18 protein-coding genes are annotated in these 19873 nt (G+C 62.5%); 9 read left to right on the plus strand and 9 right to left on the minus strand.

The genetic code is table 11. The features are described 5' to 3' along the window. Positions 1–28 precede the first annotated feature (28 nt). Genes MHM84_RS12445 through MHM84_RS12455 form a run of 3 tightly spaced genes read left to right on the plus strand, consistent with a single transcriptional unit; the run spans position 29 to position 2386 of the window. On the plus strand, positions 29–265 hold the full coding sequence (locus MHM84_RS12445) for a hypothetical protein (protein WP_239266613.1): 237 nt from the start codon (positions 29–31) through the stop codon (positions 263–265). Further along, entirely contained in the window at positions 265–1719 is a 1455-nt protein-coding gene (locus MHM84_RS12450) for a GMC family oxidoreductase (RefSeq protein ID WP_239266615.1), read from the plus strand. The genes MHM84_RS12445 and MHM84_RS12450 overlap by 1 nt, the downstream gene beginning before the upstream one ends. Before the next feature lie 37 nt (positions 1720–1756). After that, the gene (locus tag MHM84_RS12455; protein ID WP_239266617.1) at positions 1757–2386 is read left to right on the plus strand and encodes a flavin reductase family protein; all 630 of its coding nucleotides are present in this window, start codon (positions 1757–1759) and stop codon (positions 2384–2386) included. Positions 2387–2491: 105 nt separating this feature from the next. Here MHM84_RS12455 and MHM84_RS12460 read toward each other — a convergent pair whose 3' ends face one another. From MHM84_RS12460 to MHM84_RS12470, 3 genes are all read right to left on the minus strand, one after another. Beyond that, a complete protein-coding gene (locus MHM84_RS12460; RefSeq protein ID WP_239266619.1) occupies positions 2492–2890 on the minus strand; it encodes a DUF4168 domain-containing protein in 399 nt (132 codons plus the stop codon). A 149-nt stretch (positions 2891–3039) separates the two neighbouring features. Beyond that, positions 3040–4362, minus strand: coding sequence for an aminotransferase class I/II-fold pyridoxal phosphate-dependent enzyme (locus MHM84_RS12465; protein WP_239266621.1), 1323 nt, complete (start codon positions 4360–4362; stop codon positions 3040–3042). A 34-nt stretch (positions 4363–4396) separates the two neighbouring features. Further along, complete coding sequence (locus MHM84_RS12470; protein ID WP_239266623.1) at positions 4397–5314, minus strand: MurR/RpiR family transcriptional regulator; 918 nt, start codon at positions 5312–5314, stop codon at positions 4397–4399. A 189-nt stretch (positions 5315–5503) separates the two neighbouring features. Between MHM84_RS12470 and MHM84_RS12475 the strand changes: the two genes are divergently transcribed. Next, positions 5504–6499, plus strand: a complete 996-nt coding sequence (locus MHM84_RS12475) for a lipid A deacylase LpxR family protein (protein ID WP_239266625.1) — start codon at positions 5504–5506, stop codon at positions 6497–6499. 26 nt (positions 6500–6525) lie between these two features. On the opposite strand, the gene MHM84_RS12480 is transcribed toward MHM84_RS12475, so the two are convergent. The 3 genes from MHM84_RS12480 to dctP form a co-directional block, all read right to left on the minus strand. Next, positions 6526–7779 carry a cytochrome P450 gene (locus MHM84_RS12480; protein ID WP_239266627.1) on the minus strand — a complete coding sequence of 418 codons (1254 nt, stop codon included), beginning with the start codon at positions 7777–7779 and terminating at the stop codon, positions 6526–6528. Positions 7780–7932: 153 nt separating this feature from the next. Then, positions 7933–10134, minus strand: coding sequence for a TRAP transporter large permease subunit (locus MHM84_RS12485; protein ID WP_239266629.1), 2202 nt, complete (start codon positions 10132–10134; stop codon positions 7933–7935). Positions 10135–10268: 134 nt separating this feature from the next. Then, on the minus strand, positions 10269–11444 hold the full coding sequence (gene dctP / locus MHM84_RS12490; RefSeq protein ID WP_239266631.1) for a TRAP transporter substrate-binding protein DctP: 1176 nt from the start codon (positions 11442–11444) through the stop codon (positions 10269–10271). A gap of 384 nt (positions 11445–11828) precedes the next feature. On the opposite strand from dctP, the gene MHM84_RS12495 reads away from it, so the two are divergent. From MHM84_RS12495 to MHM84_RS12505, 3 genes are all read left to right on the plus strand, one after another. Continuing rightward, positions 11829–12320: a DUF4174 domain-containing protein gene (locus MHM84_RS12495; protein ID WP_239266633.1), complete on the plus strand. Its 492-nt coding sequence runs from the start codon at positions 11829–11831 to the stop codon at positions 12318–12320. Then, complete coding sequence (locus MHM84_RS12500; protein WP_239266635.1) at positions 12317–13264, plus strand: DMT family transporter; 948 nt, start codon at positions 12317–12319, stop codon at positions 13262–13264. Before MHM84_RS12495 ends, MHM84_RS12500 begins: the two co-directional genes overlap by 4 nt. Before the next feature lie 62 nt (positions 13265–13326). Next, complete coding sequence (locus tag MHM84_RS12505) at positions 13327–14103, plus strand: EAL domain-containing protein (RefSeq protein ID WP_239266637.1); 777 nt, start codon at positions 13327–13329, stop codon at positions 14101–14103. Here MHM84_RS12505 and MHM84_RS12510 read toward each other — a convergent pair. The 3 genes from MHM84_RS12510 to MHM84_RS12520 all read right to left on the minus strand — a co-directional run bounded on the left by MHM84_RS12510 (position 14098) and on the right by MHM84_RS12520 (position 17174). Continuing rightward, positions 14098–14502, minus strand: a complete 405-nt coding sequence (locus tag MHM84_RS12510) for a hypothetical protein (protein ID WP_239266639.1) — start codon at positions 14500–14502, stop codon at positions 14098–14100. The genes MHM84_RS12505 and MHM84_RS12510 overlap by 6 nt on opposite strands. Positions 14503–14630: 128 nt before the next feature. Then, positions 14631–16217, minus strand: a complete 1587-nt coding sequence (locus MHM84_RS12515) for an aldehyde dehydrogenase (NADP(+)) (RefSeq protein WP_239266641.1) — start codon at positions 16215–16217, stop codon at positions 14631–14633. Between the two features lie 78 nt (positions 16218–16295). After that, complete coding sequence (locus tag MHM84_RS12520) at positions 16296–17174, minus strand: aldose 1-epimerase (protein ID WP_239266643.1); 879 nt, start codon at positions 17172–17174, stop codon at positions 16296–16298. A 227-nt stretch (positions 17175–17401) separates the two neighbouring features. Between MHM84_RS12520 and MHM84_RS12525 the strand changes: the two genes are divergently transcribed. Both MHM84_RS12525 and MHM84_RS12530 read left to right on the plus strand, forming a co-directional pair. Beyond that, positions 17402–17767: a hypothetical protein gene (locus MHM84_RS12525; protein WP_239266645.1), complete on the plus strand. Its 366-nt coding sequence runs from the start codon at positions 17402–17404 to the stop codon at positions 17765–17767. 11 nt (positions 17768–17778) lie between these two features. Beyond that, complete coding sequence (locus MHM84_RS12530; protein WP_239266647.1) at positions 17779–19815, plus strand: pyrroloquinoline quinone-dependent dehydrogenase; 2037 nt, start codon at positions 17779–17781, stop codon at positions 19813–19815. Positions 19816–19873 lie beyond the last annotated feature (58 nt).

Raw genomic sequence — 19873 nt, forward strand, 5'->3', positions numbered from 1 at the left:
CAAAAACCATAACAAGGATGATCCATTCATGCTTCGGTCCCTGACTCCGTTGTCGCCCCCCCTGCAGCATCGCCTGACGCGCCGACAATTCATGCACTGCCTGGGCTTGGGCAGCCTGACGCTGGCCGGTACCCTTACGCCGAGTGCCCAGGCCGCCCGCTCACTCGCTGGCAACCAAGTCGACCGCCGGGAAAGTCCCGTTTCCGCTCAAGATGCCCCACCGCGAATGGTCAACGGCTGGCTACTGCGCGAGAGCGATATCTGATGCAGATCGATTTTTCCGAACTCGGTAATTCTTCCGTTGATGTGTGCATCGTGGGCTGTGGCGCAGCCGGGCTCTCCATGGCCCAGCGCCTGGCTCGCCGGGGATATCGTGTGGCCCTTTGCGAAGGCGGCGACCACGAATACAGCGAGCGATCGCAGGAAATCTATCAGGGCGAGTCGCTCGGCGATCCTTACATCCCGCTTTTCAGTACGCGCCTGCGCTACTTCGGTGGTTCGACCAACCACTGGGGCGGCATCTGCCGGCCATTGGATACTTACGACTTTGCCGCCAAACCCGCCGCCCCCAAGGCGACGGTCTGGCCGATTGGCCGTGAGGCGCTGGAACCCTACTACGCCGAAGCGGCAGAAATACTTGGCGTACTCCCCCTTCCACCGGATAGTGACATTCCCGGGTCGGGGCTCAAGCGGATCCATTTTTCCGCGCCGCCGCCGACCCGCCTGAAGTCCAAATACAGCGCCTTCGTTCACGCCGCCGGGACGCTGTTCTATTGTCCCACCGCCAACCTGTTCGGGCTGGAAACCTCGCAGGGCCGGGTGACGCGAGCGATATTTCGCGACTATACCGGCAACGAACGAAGCGTCAGTGCCCACTACTTCGTGCTGGCGTGCGGCGGCATCGAGAACTCGCGCCTGTTGCTGTGGTGCAACCGTCAAGCCAACGGTCAGTTGATCAAGTATCCCGACACCTTGGGCCGCTACTGGATGGACCATCCGCATGCCACCATCGGCCGAGCCTTGTTTCTCGCCCCCGAACGCGTCGGACTCGACCTCGACCACACGGTCTTTTTAGCCCCGACACCGGAGAGCATCGCCGAGCGGGGGATTCTCAACTGCGGCTTGCGTCTGCATCGCATGGGCGACGAAGATACCGAGCAGTTGATCGACGATCTGGCCTTTGCCGCGCCAGCGCTCGGGCGCGAACTCAACGACAAGGCCTTCGGCAAGCGCCTGATGTGCGGCGCTCTGCTGCGTGCAGCCTGGGAGCAGGAGCCACACCCGGAAAGCCGTATCGAACTGGATACGGCAACGGACAAGCTGGGCATGCCCCGCGCCCGTCTGATCTGGCGCAAGACGCCTCTCGACGCCAAGACCGTGCGCGACACGACCTTGCTGCTGGGGGAATACTTGCGGGATCGCAACATGGGCCGCTTGCAGTTGGCTCCCTGGCTGGCCAGCGAGGACATCGAACACATCGAATTCCCTATAGATGGCGAAATTGCCGGGCGCCATCATATGGGAGGGACCCGCATGAGCCTGACGCCGGACCAGGGCATCGTCGATACCGACTGCAAAGTGTTCGGCCAGGCCAATTTCTACATTGCCGGCTCCAGCGTGTTTCCCAGCGTTGGTCACGCCAATCCCACGCTGACGTTGACGCAACTCGCCCTACGTCTCAGCGCGCATCTGGAGCGCCAGCTCGGCCAACGGATTTGAGTGTTTCGCACGTTTCGATCATCTCTCGGAGTTCTGCATGCCTACCAAACCGACCGACCCGGCTTTCCTTGATGTCGCCCAGCTGGAAGCCGGCACGATCTATCGCCTGCTCTCCGGCGCTGTTGCACCGCGCCCGATTGCCTGGGTATCCACTGTCGATGCCGAGGGCAACGCCAACCTGGCACCGTTCTCGTTTTTCAACGTCGTCAGTGTCGATCCGCCGGTCCTGGCCTTTGCTCCGCTGCTCGACGATCGCGCCGCGCCCAAGGACACGGTGCGCAACTTGGAGATAATCAGGGAGTGCGTGGTACATGTGGGCAGTGAGGACCTGATCGAGGCCCTGAACGCGACCAGCGCCACGCTGCCTCCCGACGCGGACGAGTTCACCCATGCCGGCCTCGGCAAGGCGCCTCTGGGAGAGCTGAAGCCCCCGCGCATCGCCGAGGCGCCGATCGCCTTCGGCTGTCGGGTCCGTGACGTACTGAACTTCGGCGACCGGCCGCGTTCAGGCCGGCTGGTACTGGCGGAGGTCGTCGTCATCCATGCCGACCCGGCCATCTGGGACGGACGACACGTCAGCCGCGAAGCTCTACGCCCCGTTGGTCGCCTGGCTGGTGCCGACTATGTGCGAACCACGGACATCTTTTCGCTGGAACGGCCCGTTTGATTGGCCCTGCGTTGGCTGGCTACGTCCCGCTCTGACATGAAAAAGAGCCACCCGAAGGTGGCCCTTTAGCGTGTCGACGGCGTGCCGTCGTGTCGCACAGCGCAATTACGAACCGCTCTGCACCATCTCTTGAACACGCTTCATCAGTTCGGGATTCTGCTGAATCGCCTGACCGATCGAATTGAAGGTTTCGACATCCAGACCGCTCTCTTCAACGATAGCGATCATCTTGTCGTTGGCCTCCATACGGATTTCCTGCTGCTTGGCCTGATCGCCCTGGGCTTCCTGCAGACGCTGGGTGTAATCCTGAGAAACCTGAGCGATCTCCTGAGAAGCATCGGCGAACTGCTGCAGCTGCTGGTCCGTGAAGTCCTGGGTGGCTGCCTGACCCTGTTGGGCCGTACCACCCTGCTGGGTCGCTGAGTCCTGCTGTGCCATGGCCGGTACGGACATCATGCCTGCGCTCAGCAGGGCGGCAGAAAACAGTGCGGTCATCCTACGCATAAATAAAACTCCCTTGATCATACTGTGTGTCTCCCTGTGATGGCTCTCGGGCTGAGAGGTTCCTGCTTTCGTGTAGAAAAACGCAACAGAACATCTCCTGGGCGTTACAAGCGTCTGCAAAACACGACGCGGCTTCGCCCTTGGCATCGTCAGGTCTGCTGCTGGAGCCAGCCGACGATGGCCTCGATACCCTCGACAACCGGAAGGGTCGCCTCATGATCCATGACCGTACCGCCAGAGTGCAACAGGGCGGCGCCATCGAAATCGACATAGGCCAAGCGCACCGTCAACTGCCCGGGATCGCAGCCAAAGGCACTGCCGGGCAACAGCGCCACACCGGCCTCTTCCAGCAGGCGCCGAGTCAGCTCGGCACTGGTCGTGATGCCACGTGCCGCCAGAGCCTGGCGATGCGCCTCGAAATCGGGAAACAGGTAGAAACCGCCATCGGGCGCGTGGGTACGTACACCCGCCTCGTTGAGACGCGCGGCACACCACTGGCCGATCTCGCTGAGTACGTTGCGTTGGCGCTGCAGGTAGGCATCGAGCGCATCCGTCCGGGTATAGGCCGTTATCGCTGCCTGCTGGACCGGACTGGCCACGCTGGACCAGGTTTCCGAGGCGATGCCCAATACGCGGGCGAACACCTCGCTGCCCAGGGTGGCCGGAACATGCATGACACCGAGACGCCATCCTCCCGCCCCGCACCACTTCGACAGCCCTCCGGTGGTCACGGTGGCTTCCGGGTAGTCATGCGCAAAGGCGCGATGCGTCCCGCGATGGTTCAGCAGACCGTATATCTCGTCGGCGAGCACCAGCACACCATAGTGCCGTGCCACCTCCGCCAGTCGCTGCTGTTCTTCCAATGCCGGTGCCAGCCCGGTGGGATTGCCCGGCGCGTTGTAGATCAATACCTTGAGGCGCTCGGGCTCGGCCCGGCAGTGCGCCTCGAGCTGCGCTGCGGTGATCTGCCAGCGCGTCTCGAAGGACGCTTCCAGACGCACGGCCCGCTGCCCGGCCATGCGCGCCTGAGGGGCATAGGAAACCCAGGACGGCGCGGGGATCAGGATATCCGCCTCGGGCAGCGCCTTCATTAGGGCGAACAGCAGTAGCTTGCTGCCCGGCCCTATCACGACACGCGACGCTTCCCAGGGCGTGGCATCGGTGTCGGTATGAAAGGCGGCCACCTGAGCACGCAACGCCGGCAACCCTTGCACCGGCAGGTAATCCTTGTCCGCGGCATGCGCCGCCAGCGTATCCACCGCCGAAGAAAAGACGGGAAACGGCGACTGACCGAAACCGAACTTGTAGACGCGCTTGCCCTCGGCCTCGAGCAGGCGCGATTGCTCGTTGATCAACAACGTATCGGATGCACGCGTGGCGGCATCATCCTTGGCATAGGCCGCTTCCAGACGCTCGCTGGCCGGCAGTGAACGGGAATCGGACTGAGCGGCGGACTCATCGGCGGTCTTCATCGTGGTGCCTCCAGGGCATGACGGACATGGCGGTTCATTCGACGTTGTGACAGGCGATCAGCGCCTCACGCTGACGAATGCTGCCGATCGCGGCACTGCCCAGCTCATGGGCGACACGCGACAGCAGGAGTTCGACCAGCAGGAACAGGCTGGTCATGGGATTGAAGAAAAACGGCCCTTCGGCCGGAGCCACCAGCACGTGCTCGGTCAGGCTGGCCAGTTGCGAGCCGGAGTGATTGGTCAACGCCAGCAGCGTCGCCCCCTGGTCCACGGCGAACCGACAGTAATCGAGGCTGGCACGTGTCTCGGGACGGAACGCCACGCCGATGACCAGATCGCCCTGTGTCAGATGCTGGGCCTGTTCCACGCCGACACCGGCCAGGGGCGAGATGTGCCTGACGGCATCGCGCAGAAAGTCCAGGTAGTAGGCGAGATAGTGAGCGGCACCGAAGCTCGCCCGCAGGCCAATCACATGGACATGCCGCGCCTCGACGATCAGGCGAACTGCCCGCTGCATTGCATCGCTATCGAGCCCTTCGACCGCGGCCGTGAGGTTGGCCATTTCCTGCTGCCACAAGGCCTGATCCTGCGCCCCCTTGGCGACCGCACCTTCCGGGGCCTGCCCGAAGTCGAGCAGCCGCTCCGCCCGGGTGGAGTAAAAGCTGCTACCTGCCAGATCCTCACGGAACAGAGCCTGAAAGCTGCGAAAGCCGGAGAATCCCAAGGCATGCGCCAGCCGGGTCAGGCGCGACGGGTTGACCTCGAGGCGTTCCCCGAGGCGCGAAATATTCGACAGCCCCACCGTTTCGGGCATGGCCAGCAAGGCATCGAGCAGTTGCAGGGCCTTGGAGGAAAGATGGGGAGCCTGAGCGTCGCCACGACGAATCGAGGTCGCCAAGGCCTGCAACTCGGCGAAATTCGCCGGTGTCGTCGAGTGGGGAGTGGCGGACATAGAGACTCTCTCATGGCTGATGGCATCACTGTAGATGCCTATTGGCGCAATATAAAATATATTTGCAGCATTGCAAATATATTTGCAAGCATTAGTTCTCTGATGAAATTGTTAACCTCCGAAGGTTTAGCTAGGATAAACCTACGCGCTTGTATGTTTCCCTCCCAAATGATTCAAGGAAGAGCATCGATGCCAAGCCAATCAATGCGCTATTTTCCCTATGGACTGTGTCTGGCCCTTGCCACCCTTCCCGCGACCGCAGCCGCCGAGGACGCCCTCTATTCGCTAAAGCTCACTAACGACACATTCTCGGCGGGGGGCGATGAGCATTACACCAATGGCGTCGAACTGACACGCATCAGCGTACCCGACGAGCAGCACTGGGCCCGCCAGCTCGCCGCTCGCCTGCCCGGCTGGTCGGCACAGGGCCTGGATGCCGTCGGCTACCATCTGGCGCACCAGATCTATACCCCCGATAACATCGCGGCCGAGGGGCTCATCGAAAATGACCGTCCGTATGCCGGCCTCTTGCTGGGGGGAATCTCACTGTTCGACGATGTCGAGCATGACGGCTGGCGCAAAGCCTCGGTACTCGATCTGGAATTCGGCCTGGTCGGTCCAGCGACAGGCGCCGAAGAGCTGCAGAACGGCGCGCATCACATCCTGGGCAGCGAGGAAGCCGAAGGCTGGGACAATCAGCTGGAAAACGAACCCATCCTCAACCTGGGCTGGCACAAGGCATGGTGGGCGCAGGGCAATCTGGGGGGACTGGAAACGGAATATGGCCCGCATACGTCGCTGGCGCTGGGCAATCTCTACACCTATGCCGGTGCAGGCGGCACGCTGCGCTTCGGCCAGGGGCTCGACAACAGTTTCGGGGTTCCCAGCGTGGCGCCGGCGATGAGCCTGCGTCAGGGCTTCCTGCCCGGCAAGCCCTTCGGCTGGTACGGCTTCGTGGGCGTCGAGGGCCGCTACATGGCGCGTAACCTGCTGCTCGACGGCAACACCTTCGAAGACAGCCACGAGGTGGATCGCCGCGAGTGGGTCGGCGACCTCAAGGCCGGTGTCGCCGTCAACTGGGGCGACTGGCAGCTGGCATATACTGCCGTGTGGCGCACCAAGGAATTCGATCAGCAGACCGAATCCGACCGGTTCGGCTCGCTGACCCTCTCCACCTGGCTATAGGCATTTCCACCTGGTCATCGCCCTGGTCAGGCCGGCGCTACCGGCCTGACTGACGCGATGACGAAACGGCTCTCGGGGATGACCGGCATCCTCGACCAGTCGACGTGCAAGTCTTGTTGCGGCACTGTGTACGTCATATGCCGGGTTAGCTGTCGCACGGCTTCCTTCATCAGTGCAATGGTAAACCACTCGCCGGGGCAGCGATGGTTGATGGCATGGTCGCCGCCACCTTGAGGAAGGAAATTATAGGCGTTGATGGTCTCCCGTTCGTAACGCTCGGGCCGAAACTCGTCGGGCCGTTCCCATGAGCGCGGATCGCGATTGGTGCCGTAGAGATCCAGCAGGACACGCCGTCCCTTCGAAAAGCGGTAGCCGTTCCACTCGAAATCGTCGCGCACACGTGCCGCCAGGAACGGGAAAAACCCGTAAACGCGACGCACTTCCTGCACGAACGGCTCGAGCCAAGTGTCGCTGTCGCGCAGGCTCTCGTACCAGGCCGGATGCTCATGCAGCGCCAGTGCAACGAAAGCGACGAAACGGGAAATCGCCACGGTCGGACGCAGCAGGTTGAGCATTTCGACTGCCGCCACCTGCGGGGAGAGCAGTTCGCCGCGTGCATCACGATGCCAGCTGACCCGAAACAGGGCGCGATCCTCGTCGACCTGGATTCGATTGCCACGCACCGCTTCGACCAGATCGGCCATCCACGCTTCCGAGCGCTTGCGGGCACGCCGGGCCTGCCAGTGCCGGTTGGCGACACCGCCGGCGCCATCGATCATCGCCGCCTGCTCGGCACACCGCGTCTCGACCTCGTCGGCATCGACCGGCACGCCTGCCCAGCGGCACGCCGCGCGAAAATGGATCATCTGCACCGCGCTGTGAAGGGTTATCTGCTTCTGGCGTTGCCAGGCTTCGGCGGCCTGCCGCCAATGGTCGGCGGCGAAGCGTGTCAGCTCGTCGATGTCGGCCTCGCTCATCAGGTCCAGAAACATCCGCTTGCGGACCCGGTGCGCCTCGCCATCCAGCCCCTGCACGCCGCCGACCCCGAACAGCGTCTTGACCAGCAGCCCGGGGGCGGCCCCTTCCCGCGTGAAGCGCTCCTCATCATAGAACAGACGCGCCGCCGCCTCGCCACGCAGACAGATCGTCTTCTCCAGCATCAGGCGGGTCCGGAAGATATTCGTGTCGTAACGCTCGCAGCGGGTCGAGATGAACGTGTTGCCTTCGCGTAGCAGCGCCACGGAACTTTCCCGGCTCGAGTCCAGGGGGATGTAAACCATGGGGAAACGGCTCCTTGCCTAACCAGACACTCCTATCAGGACGTGCGAAACGCCCTGTATGACTCTGGCCCAGTCTTTAGCGACTGTCGAGCCGTCCCTCGACGAAATCCGGCCCGCCCTAACGGGGCGGGCCGGACGATGGTCTGGCCGGGATCAGCCGTAGACCAGGTTGGGCAGATAGGTGATCAGGGCCGGGAATAGGATCACCAACAACAGCCCCAGCGCCTGCAGGGCCAGGAAGGGCAGCGACGAGCGGAAGATCTGTGCCATGGTGATGTGCGGCGGACACACCCCCTTGATGTAGAACAGGGCGTAGCCGAAGGGCGGACTCAAGAACGACATCTGCATGTTGACCAGGTAGATGACACCGAACCACAGCGACACGTCGCCGGCATCGACACCGGGCAAGCCGAGTAGGCCGTCGAACGACAACGGCTGGATCAACGGCACGAAGATCGGCACCGCCAGCAATAGGATGCCCACCCAGTCGAGGAACATGCCCAGCGCGATCAGCAGGATCATCATCACGAACAGCACGCCGTAGGGCCCCAGGCCGGCGCCCGAGATCAGCTCCTGCACGAAGTCCTGACCGCCCTGAAGGATGTAGAAGCCGACGAAGATGGTCGCGCCGAAGATGATCCACATCACCATGGCGGTAGCCACCAGGGTAGTCATGCAGGCGGCATGCAGGTTGGGCCAGGTCAGGCGACCATGCATGGCCGCCACGATCATCGCGCCGAGCGTGCCGATACCGGCGGCCTCCACGGGTGTAGCCAGACCGGTGAAGATCACCCCGAGCACCACGATGACCAGCACGATGGGCGCCAGCATCTTGCGCAACAGGCGCAGCTTCTCGGCGGTAGTTACCCGGTCTTCCACGGGCAGCGGCGGCGCCGCCTTGGGATTGAGCGTACCGCGCAGCCAACAGTAGAAGGCATACATGCCCGCCAGCAACAGGCCGGGAATCAGCGAGCCGAGATACAACTCGCCCACGGATTGCTGGGCCACCACACCATAGATGATCGCCAGAATCGAGGGCGGAATCAGGATACCCAGCGTTCCCCCCGCCATGATCGAACCGATGGCGATCTCGGGATCGTACTTGCGCTTGAGCATCGCCGGCAGTGCGATCAGCCCCATGGTGACCACCGCCGCCCCGATCACGCCGACCATGGCCGCCAGCAGGGTCGAGGCAACGATCGTGGCAATCGCCAGGCCCGCCTTGAGCCCGCCCATCCACTTGTAGACGGTATCGAACAATTCCTCGATCAGCCCCGCCTTCTCCAGTACCGCTGCCATGAAAATGAACAGCGGAATTGCCGAGAGCTGATAATTGGTCATCATCGGGAAGATGCGCGACGGGATCAGGTTGAGCATGAACTGGTCGCCGACCAGGTACAGGAACACCACGCCCAGCCCGCCGGTGACGAAAGCCAGCGGCAAGCCGGCCATCAATACCAGCATCAGCGTCCCGAACATCAGCGCGGTCAATAGGCCGATATCCACCTGGTAGAGGCTGTTCTCCACGCTCAGAGGGAAGGCCTCGTATTCATTGACAGCTACGTTGACGATTTCATGGATCGCATAGGCTCCCAGCAACACGCCAAGCAGTACGAGCAGCCAGGCGAACGTACGGCTGCCCCGGTCATGCTGCCGGGCATGCCGAAACGCCTGACAATCCTTGATGAACTGAGAGATGCCTTGCAGCAGCAGGAGTAATCCACCCAGCGCCAGGGTGAATTTCACCGGATAGTATTGGACCGCCCACTCGGTAAACGAGGTCTCGTTGGCGTACCCCTCGCCAAAGAAGAACAACTCCTGATTGACCGATTGCGCGAAGAAATTCCACCCCGTGGAAATCAACGCCAGGACGAAGATGAAAAAGAACACCGAGGTCATCAGGTCCAGCGCCGCCTTGGTCAATGGGGCGGCGCGAGTATAGAGAATATCCACCTTCACGTGCCCGCCTTCGCGCAGCGCAAAGGCGCCGGCCAACAGGTACTGCATGCCGAACATCAGGAACATCGATTCGTGCGCCCAGTTGGTCGGGGAATTCAGGGCATAGCGAACGAACACCTCGTAGCAATAGACCAGCGGGGCAATCAGCGACCAGTACGCGACATAGCGCCCCGTAAATCCCGAGACCTTGTCGATGACCCGGGTCAGGGCATTGCCAGGCGGGCGATAGCCGGCACCGTCCTCACTTCCGGCCGGAATTTCGGCGGTGGTACTGCCGCTGACGGTACCGCCGCGCCGAAAGCTGCGGTCGACCAGCCACATCACGACCAGGGGCAGCGCCAGCAGGACCAGCCAGTAAAGCCAATGCGGCAGGATAAAATTGACCTGTAGATTCATGTCCCTCTCCCGTGGCGACGCTTAGGCATCGTGAAGCACTCCTGCAGATAACGCGGTTCCCACATGAACATGCGCCCACACATATACGTCGCCTCCAGCGGAGACGACGCAGGTGCGATGCATGGGAAGCGAATTCAGCCGTTGAGCTGTTGGCCGGCCAGGTCCTCGTCGGTGACCAGCGCCACGGCGGGATCCTGCATGGTTTGCAGGTGAGCCTTGAACAGCCGGGTCGCATCGGGGTCCTTGTTGGCCCACTTGAACCACAGCGGGATCGCGGCCTTGCGGAAGCGGTCGGCGTCGTCTTCGGAGAGGTGGATGATCTCGACGCCCTTCTCCTCGTACTTGGGCCAGGCCTCGGCGTTGGCGGCCTGGATTGCCGCGTAATGTTCGCGGGAGTAGGCGGCGACGAGTTCGTGCATGAGGTCCTGGACCTGCGGAGACATGCGTTCGAAGACACGCCGGTTGATACCGATGTCCATCAGGTCGACGGCCTGATGCAGGCAGGGTGTCGAGGGCGGCCCCAGGATGATGTAGTCGGTCACCTGCCAGAAGCCCAACTCGTAGTTGACTGCCGCACCGGTATAGTCGGACGCATCGATGGTGCCCTTCTCGAGGGCCGGGTAGACCTCCGAGCCCGGCAGCAGCGTAGTACGCGCGCCGATGGAGGCGAACGTCTCGGCAACGATACCGCCGGGCATACGGATCTTTACGCCATTGAAATCATCGAGGCTACGCAGCGGCACCTTGGAGTGAATGAGATTGATGTCGTGGTGGACATGGCCGAGGAATTCCTGGCCCTGCTTGTGGTAGAGATCCTTGGCGATGCCGAAGCCGCCATAGGCACCGAACATCATGTCCCACTGGTGCGGCGTCGATAACCCCATGGGATAGGCGGTGAGGAAGACCCCAGCCGGCATCTTTCCGGGCCAGTAGACGGTGAACCAGTTCTGGCCCTCGAGTACCCCGTTACGCACGGCATCGGCGACCTCGAAGTCACCGGCGACCGCACCGGCGGGAAACGGCTCGACGTGGACTTCGCCACTGGTCAGTTCCTGGACGCGGTTCGCCCAGTTTTCGAACGTCTTGTAACCGGTGGTCCCCGGTTGCCACGAGGACTGCATGCGAATACGGATGCCCTCCTGGGCCTGGGCATTGCCGATCCAGGGTGCAGCGACCGCTGCGGCGGATCCGGCGGCGGCAACCTTGAGAAAGTCACGGCGAGTCCGTGGCTTGCCGGCATTGTCTCCCTGCGAAACAACGTCGTTGGCGTTTTCGGTGATGGCAGATGGCTGATTGTTCTTGTATTGCATGACATGCTCCTGGGATTCGGACTGCGCACATGGCGGTACGCTGACGTCGATTGTTGTTCTTTCCCATGTTGCGAACGCGTCACAGCGGTTGCTGCAATCCGCTTCGCCATGGAAATACTTCCCAAATCTCACATTAGCCAAGTTGCGTTGGCTTTCCATCCGCCCCCGTCAACGCAAAGACTTCCTCACAGGACGTTTTTCCAAGGAAAAACGCCGCCCGGCCACATGGCGATTGGGCTCGCGCCGGTCAGACCAATTTACAAGCTTTTAACGTCCTTAGACCAAAGCACGACCGCCGAGACGCCTATCCCTCGTCGCAGCAGTGGCGCTTCATCCATGAATCTGTTTTGCTGAAGTTCCGTAACCGACTCCCTCACACTCGCCATGCTCCGATTAAGGTACTGGTTCACTCTCCTGGGTCTGGTAACGCTGACGATCGGCCTGCCCTCATCAGGTCATGCGCTCGCGGCCGACAACCCGGCCAACCCATTGGTCACCGACCGGGGCTTGTTTCGCCCGCTGATCCTGGTGACGCCGAGTCTCGACAACGCCGACTACCATCGCATACGCATGCAACTTCAGGCGCAGCGGGATGCGTTCGAGCAGCGCAAGATGGTGCTTTACAGCATCGAGGCCGGCAACGGTCACCGCGCCGGACGCCCAATGACGCCGTACGAGACGCAGGCCGTACTCGAGGCCATGGACGTGTCGCCGGACGGTCCGCTGACAGTCATTCTGGTGGGCATGGATGGCGGCAAGAAGATGCAACTGGAGGGCTTCGTGCCTCCACGTCAAGTCTTCGACATCATCGACAACATGCCGATTCGCCGCTCGGACAACGAGCGTGAGACACCTAACCAAGCCCCCCGTCCATGAGCGTCACCTCGACGATTGCCTCACGCTCGCAAGCCATGTGGCCCAACGCGATGCCGGCGCTTTTCGTGCTTCTGTGGAGTACCGGATTCATCGGTGCCAAGTTCGGCCTGCCCTACGCCGAACCGTTCACGTTTCTGTTCATCCGCTTCGTCCTGACCGTTATGCTGATGCTGCCGCTGATGTGGTTGTTTAAGGCGTCCTGGCCCCGTTCCCGAGTGCTCTGGGGGCATATCGCAGTGACCGGTCTGCTGATGCATGGCGTCTATCTCAGCGGCGTGTTCTATGCCATCGATCTCGGGCTGCCGGCCGGGCTAGCCTCGCTATTGGTCGGTCTGCAGCCGCTGCTGACCTCGGTGCTGGCCCTGCCCCTGCTTGGTGAGCGCCTATCGCGCTGGCAATGGCTGGGCCTGGTACTGGGACTGCTCGGCATCACCCTCGTGCTCAGCGGCAAGTTGGCTCCGGGCAACGGTGGCGTATTCGACGGGTTCGGCATCGCTGCCCTGGTGTGCGTTCTCGCATCGCTGATCGCCATCTCTACGGGCACCCTGTATCAGAAGCGTTTCTGCAGCGATATGCCGCTGTTGGGTGGCAGCATGGTGCAGTGCCTGGCCGCCTGCATGGCACTGGGCCTGGCTGCTCTGTTGTTCGAAACTCGTCAAGTCACATGGACGCCGGTCTTTGCGGCGACGCTAGCGTGGCTGGTACTGGGATTGTCGATCAGCGCCATTTTACTGCTGATGGCCCTGATCCGGCGCGGTGCGGCCTCGCGCGTCGCCAGCCTGTTCTATCTGGTACCTCCACTGACTGCACTCGAGGCCTGGCTCCTGTTCGATGAAACCTTGGGGCCCGTGGCCCTGACCGGCATGGGCGTGGCTATCCTCGGCGTGATGCTGGTGATCAAGACCGGTGCCGCCCCCGCCCCCAAGCGTAACGAGAAAGCTTAAGAACCCGGCATTTCTGCCGATAAGCGTGAGTCTAGGTCCAGACAAGATGCAAGGAAACGGGGATGGGTCATTGTGCAAGAGTCAACGGCCATTGCGGCCGTTGCGACGGGGAACTGCCGTTCGAATTCAGCATGGCATTTCAGCCCATCGTCGATGTAGAGCAGGCCAGGATCGTTGCCTATGAGGCCTTGGTGCGCGGCCTTGAAGGCCAGTCTGCCGGCCAGATTCTCGGCCAGGTCGATGACACGCTGCTGTATCTGTTCGATCAGGCCTGCCGCGTCAAGGCCATCGAACTGGCCAGCCGGCTGGACATGCAGGCCAAGCTGTCGATCAACTTTCTGCCCAACGCCGTCTACGAGCCCAACGCCTGCATCCAGGCGACCCTGGAAGCCTGCCAGCGCGTCGGCTGGCCAACCCCGCAGATCAACTTCGAGCTCACCGAGAGCGAATACGTCACGGATCGTGGCCACCTGCGCAACATCATCGATACCTACCACGCCCTGGGCTTTACCACGGCTCTCGACGATTTCGGCGCCGGCTATGCCAACCTCGACCTGCTTACCGACCTGACCCCCGATACCCTCAAGATCGATCGCCAGCTGGTCATGAACATCGATCGCGATCTGCGCCGACAAGCCATGGTCCGCGCCACCGCGAACATGGCCAGGGAACTTGGCATTCAGTTGGTGGCCGAAGGCGTGGAAACCGCCGAAGAGTCGCTGTGGCTATGCCGCCAAGGCATTGGCCAACAACAGGGCTTCTACTTCGCCCGCCCGGGTTTCGAAATGCTGCCGATCATTCCCGAAGAACGCTTTATCGCCATCCACGCCGGGCTATGACCTAGCCCAGCACGACCTGTCCTCGACCGGCCCGCTTGCCCTGGTAGAGCGCCCGGTCGGCAGCTTCGAGCAATTCCTCCGCAGTCCGTACCTCGCTAGCGGTGGATCGATGGCCGACGTCAGACCGCCGTAGTCCGGCACGGGCTCGCCGGTTTCTGCCGACAGTGCATCGGTCAGGGCGCGCTGCAGGTCGTATTCCAGCGTGGCCAGGGGCACAAGCAGGTTCACCGCTTCATCGATGGTGTGATGCAGCTCACGCTCCTGATGCTGCAGTACCGTCACACTGACGGTGATGAGTGCTGTCATGGGCAACGCCAACGTCAACGCCGCAATCGCCATATGCTTGCCGACGGAGATTCGGCGTAATGTCGATTCCAGCCACGTCACTGCATTTGGCAACGCTCTCTCCCGCCCTGTCTCATAGGTTGTGGGATTATCCAACACAACGACGCCTGCCGGAAAGGCAGGCGTCGACATGCCGTGCTTCTGCTCGCGCATCACCGTTCAGTGCGGTGACGGTGCAGTGCTCAGGTCAGTGCGTCCCGGGTGTATTCGCCATCGACCAGTCGCAACAGCCCCAGCGGGTTGTCGCTCTTGAGCGGCTCGGGCAGGAATGACTCCGGCATGTTCTGATAGCACACCGGACGCAGGAAGCGCTCGATGGCCAATGTACCCACCGAGGTGCCGCGGGAATCGGTGGTTGCCGGATACGGGCCGCCATGCACCATGGAGTCGCAGACATCGACCCCGGTAGGGTAGCCGTTGAACAGCAGACGGCCGACCTTATCCTCGAGAACCTCGATCAGGCCGCGCTGACGTACCAGGTCGACCTCCTCCGCCATGATCGTCGCCGTCAACTGGCCATCGAGCAGACGGGCGGCATCGACCAGTTCTTCGGGACCGTCCACTTCGACGACGATGGTCGACGGCCCGAACACTTCCTCGAGCAGCGGCGATTCATTGGACCAGAGCAGCGCTTTCTCCGCCTTGAACAGGTGCGCAGCGGCCTGGTTTTCCTCGGCCGGCCCGACCGCGGCGGCCTGCATCCCGGCCAGTCCCTTGTAGCGCTCGATGCGCTCCTGGTAGTTGTCGAGAATGCCGGCATTGAGCATGGTCTGGCCAGGCAGATCGCGGATATGCTCGCCCAGCGTCTCGATGAAACGCGTCGTTTCGGGCGAGCGCTGAGCGACGATCAGGCCCGGGCCGGTACAGAACTGGCCACAGCCCATCGTCACCGAGCCGGCCAACCCCTTGGCAATCTCGTCACCGCGTTGCTCGAGTGCCGTGTCGAGCAGGAACATCGGATTGATGCTCGACATCTCGGCAAACACCGGAATCGGCTCGGGGCGTGCATTGGCCAGGTCGAACAGCGCCCGGCCACCACGCTGAGAACCGGTGAATCCCACGGCCTTGATCGCCGGCTCCTGAACCAGTTGAGCGCCGACCCGGTCGCCGTAGATCATGTTGAACACCCCATTCGGCAGGCCGGCCTTTTCCACGGCACGCACGATGGCATTGGCAACCAGCTCCGAGGTAACCAAGTGCCCCGGATGCGCCTTGACCACCACCGGACAGCCGGCAGCAAGCGCCGAAGCGGTATCGCCCCCGGCCACCGAGAACGCCAACGGGAAGTTACTGGCGCCGAACACCGCAACCGGCCCCAGCCCCAGTTTCATCTGCCGCAGGTCCGGCTTGGGCGGCTGGCGCTCAGGATCGGCCCGGTCGATGCGCGCCCCGAGGAAATCGCCGCGACGCAGCAGCGTGGCAAACAGTCGCAACTGGTTGGTGGTGCGCGAACGCTCACCGGTCAGGCGTCCTTCGGGCAGCGCCGTCTCGCGTTTCACCTCGGCGATGAAGTCGTCGCCCAGGGCATCGATTTCATCGGCGACGGTATCGAGAAACTGGGCGCGTTTTTCCGGGGTCATGGCACGAAAAGGATGAAAGGCATCGGCAGCGGCCCGCGCCGCTGCCGTCACATCCTGCGGCGTGGCCTCGTAGAACGGTTGTGCGTAGGCCTCCCCGGTGACGGCATCGATACTGTACAGCTCGGTGTGCCCACCCTCGGCAACGCGGGTGCCGGCAATGTACTGCCTGCCGAGAATCGTCTTGGTCATGCTTGCCTCCTTTCGGACGCTGACGCCATGACCGGACACGTCGCAAAAACCCAGGCTATGCGATGACCGGAACGGAAATTACGCAGTGACCTGGAAACGATAACGCGACCGGAACGTCTGGCCCTTGCCAAGCTCGATCAATCCATGGTCGAGCGGGGCTTGACGATGATGGGCGTCAACGTCATGAGTGATCGGTTCGAAACAGAAAAAGTCTGCACCTGCCCCCGGAGAGTAGACGAGATATCGCGGACAGGCCGGGTCGGTATCAATGTACAGGGTCAAGTCGCGTGACGGCCAGCGTAACCGGGCATGCCCGTTCCAGCCGGTGAACAGATTGTCGATCTGCGCTGCAGGCAACGTGCCGGCATGACGGAAATCCCACTCGGGCCTTTCCGCAATGGCACGCCATTGGGTCGGCAACTGCTCGCTGTCCACCTCCCAGACGCCATCGCACGGTGCATCGATGCGTACGTCATCGGTCCGCGGGAACCAGGGATGCAGACCCATGCCATATGGGGCCGGTGTTTGGCCCAGGTGGGTGACGACCAGCTCGACCGTCAGCGCCGCCCCGTCGATACGGTAAATCAGCGAGGCCCGATAGTCGAACGGTGGCTGATGGTTGGATTCCAGCGCCAGAGTCAGTTGGTTGGCGGTGCGCTGACGTACCGTCCAGGCCTGCTGCCAACCGTCGCCATGGATAGGCAAGCGTTGGTCGTCACGGTTGGGCGCCAGCGGATAATGTTCCCCCTGCCAGTCGAAACCGCCGCCACTGATGCGATTGGACCATGGCACCAGCGGATACAGCGCCATGCGGTTGGGATCGGTCTCCTCTGGGTTGCCGGGCCGAAAAAGATCGACGGCCCCGTCCTTGCGCAGTGCCTCGAAGCGCACCACCGAACCACCCACCTCGGGGCAAACTTCCAATCTGAGCAAGGTATTTTCCAGCGTAATGGTCATCCAGCGTCTCCTGTCGAATGGTTCGGCACAGGATAGCGCGACGGAAGGCTTTTGTGTCTTGCCCAGCCAATGCGCCGGCACGGCCGAATGCACCGCGTAGCGTTGTCCTGGTTAACGTAATGCTACTTTCTGCTAACCTAATGGGCCTATTGTTTCCCTGCTAACTAAAATCAGGTCGGAACGGACCTCCGGTGTTCCCCTCAGTCTCACAAGGAGACAGAAACGCTATGACGCAATCTTCCTCGTCCCGAGCGGGTGCCATCGTGCTGCTGGCGGCTGCCCTCGCTGGGCTTGCCGTTGCTCTCTATGCCTATATCACTCCGCTGACCGGCGTCACCGGTACGCTCGGTGCGCTTGTGGTCATCCTGGCCTGCCTGGCCCTCGCTCTCATGGCGCTCTTGCTCGCCGCCCTGAAAGGGCGCGGTGCCCGTATCGCGCTGCGCGTGCTGGTTCTGATAGGCCTTGTCGCTACCTTTGTCGCCGGACTCCTGCTTCATCAATGGTGGATCGGTGTCGCCATGGTGGTCGGCTTCGTTGGGCTGATCCTCGATATGTGCCGTACGCCCCACACGACTCGCCCCGCCCATCCATGAGGAACTACCCAATGCCGACCTTAGGAATCACCGCGCAACGTCTCGGCACAGCCACGGCGCTGCTACTGTGCATAGCTCCTGCCTCCCTGTTGGCGCAGGAACCACCGGCTAGCCAAGATCAGCCGGCCACGCAGGGAAGCGCCGCACTGCAAGACGCACCTGCTGACGAACCGGCCGCCGTGTCGATCCCGCTGGTTCCCGAGCAGCCGACCTGGGACAGCTTCCACGGCCAGCTCAACGCGCAGAAATACAGTCCGCTCGACCAGATCACCGCTGATAACGTCGGCGACCTGGAAAAGGTCTGGGAGGTGCACACCGGGGACGTGGCGGATGGCTCGGGCGAGCTGCCGCCCACCGTGTGGTCCGCAACGCCGGTCTTCGCCAACGATACGCTCTACATCGGCACGCCGTTCTATCGGATATTGGCCCTCGATCCTGCGACCGGCGAAGAGAAGTGGAGTTTCGACACCCAGTCCACGCTCGAGGCGATGACCCAGACCGCACTCAAGAACCGCGGCGTCGCCTACTGGCAAGCGGACGAGCCGGTCGCCGGCGAGCCCTGCCAGAAGATCGTCTATATCGGCACGATGGATGCCCAGCTCTTCGCGGTCGATGCCGATACCGGCGAGCAATGTCAGGGATTCGCCAACAACGGTATGCTCGACGTCAACCAGTGGAACGACACCAACGATCGCTGGCCGCTGTCGCTGCTGCAACCGCCGACCGTGGTCGGCGACCATCTGATCCTCGGCTGGGCCGGCAAGGATTGGGCCTCCGAGCAGGCCCCGCCCGGCACCGTGTTCTCGATCGACGCCCGCACCGGTGAGCGCGAGTGGACCTTCGAGGTCCTGCCCGAGGAAATGCGCGAGCAGAGCGGCACGGCCAACGTGTGGACGCACATGTCCGCGGATGAGCAGAACGGCCTCGTCTACCTGCCGGTCTCCTCGCCGTCGCCCAATTACTGGGGCGGCAACCGCACCGAGGAAGTGCCGCTGGCGACGTCTACAACGGCGCTCGACATCGACACCGGCGAAGTGGTCTGGTCGCGCCAATGGGTCCACCACGACATCTGGGACTACGATATCAACGCCGCACCGACGCTGATGGACATCACCGTCGGTGGCGAGGAGATCCCGGCGCTGATCCAGTCCACCAAACAGGGCTTCTTGTTCGTCGTCAATCGCCTCACCGGCGAGGACGTCTGGCCGATCGAGGAACGTCCGGTCCCGGGTGGCGACGGTACCGTCGAGGGCGAGGTCTATGCGCCGACGCAGCCCTTCCCGACCAAGCCCGCCCCACTACTCGACCAGGCCGAAAAGCCCAAGGTCTGGTGGCTTGCCGATGCGGTCAGTGGCGGCCAGTGTTCGGCGCTGTGGGACGATCTTTGGTACGAGGGCATGTACACTCCACCGACCACCCGCGGCGAAGGTACGCTGACCTATCCGGACAGCTCCGGCGGCGTGCAGTGGGGCGGCGTGGCCTTCGATCCCGAGAGCCAGACGGCCATCGTCAACACCTCGCATATCGTGCAGTATCTCAAGCTCTATAGCCGCGAGGATTACGAACAGGCCGATAGCGGTTCGGGCAACGAGGTCGGCTTCTCGCCCCAGGAAGGCGCGCCCTACGGCATGCGTCTCAAGGTGGCGCTGAACTGGCTGGGCATGCCCTGCTGGGAACCGCCCTACGGCGAGATCGTCGCCCTCGACATGACTACCGGCGATGTGAAATGGCGGCGTCCGGTAGGCGCTTCGCAGCAATACGGCTTTTTCATGCCGGAAAGCTGGGGCTCGCCCACCATCGGTGGTCCGGCGGTAACGGCCGGCGGCGTCATATTCATCGGTGCATCGATGGACGCCAAGGTGCGCGCCTACTCGCTGGAAACCGGCGACGAGTTGTGGTCGAACCAGGTCGAGGCACCTTCCGTCTCGAATCCGGCGGTCTACGAGTACGAGGGTCGCCAATACGTTGCCTTCATTGGCGGCGGCAATACCATCCTCAAGCAGCAGGTCGGCGATCAGATCGCGGTCTATGCCTTGCCGCAGGACTAACCACCGGCAGTCGACCGCGGCATGCAACGGGGCGGGTCCATGGACCCGCCCCGTTCTG

Source organism: Halomonas sp. McH1-25, from assembly GCF_022348165.1.
Taxonomy (GTDB): domain Bacteria; phylum Pseudomonadota; class Gammaproteobacteria; order Pseudomonadales; family Halomonadaceae; genus Modicisalibacter.